At 70.4% G+C, this 3,805-nt stretch carries 4 protein-coding genes; 2 read left to right on the top strand and 2 right to left on the bottom strand.

Annotated elements, in window-relative coordinates:
* Positions 1–83 precede the first annotated feature (83 nt).
* On the bottom strand, positions 84–692 hold the full coding sequence (locus tag PV363_RS09010; RefSeq protein WP_301022160.1) for a helix-turn-helix domain-containing protein: 609 nt from the start codon (positions 690–692) through the stop codon (positions 84–86).
* A 73-nt stretch (positions 693–765) separates the two neighbouring features.
* Entirely contained in the window at positions 766–1,656 is an 891-nt protein-coding gene (locus PV363_RS09005; protein ID WP_220345095.1) for a PD-(D/E)XK nuclease family protein, read from the bottom strand.
* A 37-nt stretch (positions 1,657–1,693) separates the two neighbouring features.
* Here PV363_RS09005 and PV363_RS09000 point away from each other — a divergent pair, with 37 nt between their 5' ends.
* Both PV363_RS09000 and PV363_RS08995 read left to right on the top strand, forming a co-directional pair.
* Positions 1,694–2,908, top strand: a complete 1,215-nt coding sequence (locus tag PV363_RS09000; protein ID WP_301022159.1) for a site-2 protease family protein — start codon at positions 1,694–1,696, stop codon at positions 2,906–2,908.
* Positions 2,901–3,797 (top strand): tRNA (adenine-N1)-methyltransferase, encoded by an 897-nt coding sequence (locus PV363_RS08995; protein WP_220345097.1) that lies wholly within the window; start codon positions 2,901–2,903, stop codon positions 3,795–3,797. The genes PV363_RS09000 and PV363_RS08995 overlap by 8 nt, the downstream gene beginning before the upstream one ends.
* The last annotated feature ends 8 nt before the right edge of the window (positions 3,798–3,805 follow it).

The following is a 3,805-nucleotide window of genomic DNA, read 5'->3' as shown; positions in this document are numbered from 1 at the left end:
GGTGCCCGCGTTCGACACCGCCATGGCGAGGAGCAGGCCGAGCAGTGGGCGCACGGGCCCTCTCGCGCCGGTCGGTCGACGGCTCATCCCAGGCCGTCCCCGTCTCGGCCGTCTTCCGACGCGGTCTCCGGCTGGGGAAGCACCTGGAGGATGACGCTGACGCGGTCGGCGTCCTCGGGCGCACGGTTCTCCGGCACGTCGTAGCGGAACTCGCGGACGACGGTGTGGAGGCGTACGGCAAGGGTCTTGGCCTCGTCCGGCGTGAGTCGCAGCAGGTAGTCGCTCATCTCCAAGGTCCCGCGCCAGGCGCTCGGGAGCGTCGCGCGTTCGTTCACCGCCTGTTGCAGGAGAAGGGTGTAGTTGGCGGCGACCGAGCGCAGGTAGGTGTCCACGGCGTCGTCATCGGTCGGGTCGAGGTCTTGGATGCGAAGCGTCGTGGACCGGTGCGCCGCCCGCCACCACCGGTCCCGTGCGTTGCCGCGCGTGGTGTCGTCCGCGACGAGGCCGGCCCGCTCGAGCTGGCGGAGATGGTACGACGCCGAACCCGAGCTGATGCTGAGCCGCTGACCGAGTTGCGTCGCGGTGGCGGGACCGTAGCGGCGCAGTGCCCCCAGGAGGGAGACGCGCAGCGGGTGGGCGAGAGCCTTGAGTGCGGAGGAGTCGAGGACGACGTGAGTCGGTTCGGCGGCCATCGGGCTACCGTAAAACTGCAAAGGTTCTTTGCAAAGAGTTTTTGCAAAGAACATTTGCAATTGTTCGCGAGCGTCAGTCCGCGTCGACAGTGCTCTCGGCAGGCGAGTGGACGGCAGGCTCGATCGGCAGCGTGTCGCGCTCGGGGAGCGGTGGCGGGGTGCCTCCCCACTCGGGGCAGCGGGCCTTGTGGTCGCACCACCCGCACAGCGGGCTCTTGTGCGGACGCCACTCGCCGGTGGTCGACGCCCGCTCGATCGCGGCCCACAGGGCGCGCAGCTTGCGCTCGGTCGCGAGTAGATCGGCCTCGTCGGGGGAGTATCGGAGGATCTCCTCGTTGCCGAGGTACATCAGCTGGAGCAGTGTCGGGACCGTCCCGGTGGTCCTCCACATCACCAGGGCGTAGAACTTCATCTGGAACATCGCCTTGGCCTCGAACACCTCCCGCGGCGCGCGCCCGGTCTTGTAGTCGACGACCCGCACCTCGCCTGTGGGCGCGACGTCGACCCGGTCGACGTAGCCACGCAGGAGGAGCCCACCGTCGATCACGGTCTCGACGTACTTCTCGCGCTCGGCGGGCTCGAGACGCCGAGGGTCCTCGAGAACGAAGTAGGACATGAGGAGGTCACCGGCGGTGCTCAGCCACTCGGCGAGAGCGTCACCGTCGTCGAACAGCGCGGCCACCTCGGGCTCCGCCTCCTGGAGGCGCGCCCACGCGGGGCCGACCAGCGCACGCGCCCGCTCGAGCGTCCGCTCGCCGGGAGGTGCGTCGAAGAGCTCTTCGAGGACGGCGTGCACGAGCGTCCCGCGCACCGCGTCGGCCGACGGCTCCTCGGGCAGGCGGTCGACGACGCGGAAGCGGTAGAGGAGCGGACACGTCATGAAGTCGGCCGCACGGCTGGGCGAGAGGGATCCGACGACGTCGACGCCGTCCACCTCTGTGCGCTCGATCGTCTGTGTCCTCATGCCAACCAGCCTAGGCCAGCGGACCGACAGTCCCGGCGTGTCACGACCCGATACGGTGGACGGTGTGAACGCGTCGTCCACACCCCCCACCCGTACCCGTCCCCCGGGGACGTTGCGCATCGGTGAGATCGGGGGGATCGACGTCCTCGTGCGTTCCTCGTGGCTCGTCGTCGCGGTCCTCATCGCCTTCGTCCTCCAGCCGACGATCGAGGTGATCGCACCAGGGCTGGGCGCCCTCACGTTCGTGGCCGGGCTCGCGTTCGCGGTCCTGCTGTACCTCTCGGTCCTGCTCCACGAGATCTCGCACGCCCTCGTCGCGAAGGCCTTCGGCTACGAGGTCCGGTCGGTGACCCTGAACTTCCTCGGCGGCGTGACGGAGATCGAGGGAGAACCCGACACGCCGGGCCGCGAGTTCTGGATCGCGGTGGTCGGCCCCCTGACCTCTCTCGCGGTCGGCGCAGCGTCGTGGGGCCTGTCGTTGCTGATGCCCGACACGGGCCTGCTGCTCTTCGCCTTCCGCGCCCTGGCGCTGGCCAACATCGTGGTCGGTGTCCTCAATCTGCTCCCCGGCCTGCCGCTCGACGGCGGCCGGGTCTTCCGTGCCGCCGTCTGGAAGGCGACCGGCAGTCCGTACGCCGGTTCGGTCGCAGCCGGCTACGGCGGACGCGCCGTGGCGGTGCTCGCGCTCGCGTACCCGTTCGTCGGCGGCGAGCTGCTCGGCTTCGACATCACGCTCCTCGACTACATGATCGCCTTCGTGGTCGCCCTGTTCCTGTGGACCGGGGCGACGCAGGCACTGGTGGCGGCGCGGATCCGCCGCGGTCTTCCGGGGCTGACGGCGCGCGGGCTCGCTCGCCGGGCGATCGACGTGCCGCGCTCGACGACGGTCGGGCAGGCCATCGAGCAGGCCCGCGAGGCCGGCGCCGGAGCCATCGTCGTCCACGGTCCGACCGGCACGATCGACGGCATCGTGGACGAGCGAGCAGTGCTCGCCACACCGGAGGCCCGACGCCCGTGGGTCGACGTCGGAGCCCTGGCGCGTACGCTCTCCCCGGGCCTCGCACTGCCCGTCGATCTCGCCGGAGAGGCGCTGGTCCGGGCGTTGCAGAGGACACCGTCAAGTGAGTACCTCGTCGTCGACGGCGAGCACCTGTACGGCGTCCTCGTCACGGCGGACGTCGACAGCGCGTTCTCCGAGCGGGTCCGCGCTGGTGGCAGGCAGGGCGACGCAGGAAGGCAGACGCATGGATGAGCGACTCTCGGGAGTCCACCGCGGACCGATGGCGGTGGGCGAGTGGGTTCGACTCACCGACGCCAAGGGTCGGCGGCACAACATCCAGCTGGAGGAGGGCAAGAAGTTCTTCACCAAGCTCGGCGAGATCGCGCACGACGGGCTGATCGGCCAGCCGGAGGGCATCGTGGTCGAGTCGTCGCTGGGCGGCCAGTACCTCGTCTTCCGCCCGCTGATGCACGAGTACACGACATCGATGCCTCGCGGGGCAGCCGTGATCTACCCCAAGGACGCCAGCCAGATCGTCACCTTCGCCGACATCTTCCCCGGGGCGCGCGTGCTCGAGGCGGGCGCCGGCTCGGGTGCTCTCACGACCTTCCTCCTGCGAGCCGTCGGCGAGGGAGGCCTCGTCTCGTCCTACGAGCAGCGTGAGGACTTCGCCGAGATCGCGACCCGCAACGTCGAGCAGTTCTTCGGCGGCCCGCACCCCGCCTGGAGGCTCACGGTGGGCGGGCTCGGCGAGAGCCTCGTCGACACCGAGGTCGACCGGATGATCCTCGACATGGTCGACCCGTGGGAGTACGTCGCGCTCGCGGCCGACGTCCTGGTGCCGGGCGGCATCCTGTGCTGCTACGTCGCCACGACCACGCAGATGTCGCGGGTGGTCGAGACACTGCGCGCGCACGGCGAGTTCGCCGAGCCGTCGTCCTGGGAGACGATGCAGCGCGGATGGCACCTCGAGGGCCTGGCCGTGCGGCCGGAGCACTCCATGAACGGCCACACCGCCTTCCTGGTCACGTCGCGGCGGATGGCCCATGGGCAGCGGGCGCTCACCAAGAAGCGGCGCCCGGCCCCCGGCGCGTACGGCCCGGACTACTCGGGGCCGCGTCCCGCCGACCTCGCGGAGTGACCTGAATC

The sequence above is a fragment of the Mumia sp. genome, from assembly GCF_028803055.1.
Classification (GTDB): domain Bacteria; phylum Actinomycetota; class Actinomycetes; order Propionibacteriales; family Nocardioidaceae; genus Mumia.
This window is presented reverse-complemented; position numbering and strand designations above follow the sequence as displayed.